The 1098-nt window shown below is 54.2% G+C and carries 1 protein-coding gene; it reads right to left on the bottom strand.

The genetic code is table 11. The annotated features are described in order from the left end of the window. Window positions 1-24: 24 nt before the first annotated feature. On the bottom strand, window positions 25-1098 hold a 1074-nt coding region (locus tag ACG2F4_RS19330; RefSeq protein ID WP_395262585.1), incomplete at its 5' end, for a heavy metal translocating P-type ATPase.

The raw sequence follows: 1098 nt of genomic DNA, 5'->3' as shown, positions 1-1098 counted from the left end.
ACAAGTTTCATAATAACCTCATTTTTAGCGTTCGATTTTAAGGAACCGGGCATTAATAGCCACGATTACGGTACTGAGTGACATTAGCACAGCACCCAGGGCGGGACTCAGAATAATGCCATAAGTGTATAAAACCCCTGCGGCCAATGGTATCGCAAAGGCGTTGTATCCCGTAGCCCACCACAGGTTTTGCACCATTTTTTGGTAGGTTGCTTTTGCCAGCGCGATTAATGAAGCTACATCTTTGGGATTGCTTTGGGTGAGAATAATGTCTCCTGTTTCTACCGCTACATCGGAACCCGCGCCAATGGCAATACCCACGTCGGCCTGCGCCAGGGCCGGGGCGTCGTTCACACCGTCGCCGGTCATGGCCACTTTGAGTCCGCGCTGTTGCACTTCTTTTATTTTGGCGGCTTTTTCCTCGGGCAGCACCTCGGCAAAGAAATCATCCAGCCCGAGCTCGTTGGCCACATAAGCGGCTGTTTGCTGGTTGTCACCGGTGAGCATGATACACTGGATCCCCATGTCGTGGAGGCTTTGAATAGCCTCGCGGGAATCTTCCCGGATGCTGTCGCCAAGGGCGATCGCCCCCTGCAGCTGGTCGTCAATAATGACGAACACCACGGTTTTGCCCTGTCCCGAGAGCTGCTCATATTGCTCGGTCGGCAGATCAATGTTGTTTTCACGCAGGTAGCCGGGGCTTACCACTTTGACCTGTTTGCCGTCTACGCGGCCTTCAATCCCTTTGCCCGTGATGGAGTTGAACTCCTCTACGTTCATCAGCCCGTCCGTGGCCTTTACGATGCCCCGGGCAATAGGATGTTCAGAGTTCTGCTCCAGCGAGCCGGCCAGTTTCAGCAGTTCATCCTTATCTTCAAAGCCATTGAACGTCAGGATGTCTGTTACGCCGAATTCACCATGGGTGAGTGTTCCCGTTTTATCGAAGATGATGGCTCCGAGATTGCGGGCTTCTTCAAATGCGGTACGGTTGCGGATCAGGAATCCATTTTGGGCGGCCAGGCTGGTGGAAACGGCCACGACCAGCGGTACCGCCAGCCCCAGTGCATGCGGGCAGGCGATCACCATCACCGTAACGGT

Source organism: Halalkalibaculum sp. DA3122 (assembly GCF_043951865.1).
In the GTDB taxonomy this organism is placed as follows: domain Bacteria; phylum Bacteroidota; class Rhodothermia; order Balneolales; family Balneolaceae; genus JAMQKA01.
Note: the sequence above shows the minus strand (reverse complement) of the source record. Positions and strands in the feature narration are given on the sequence as shown.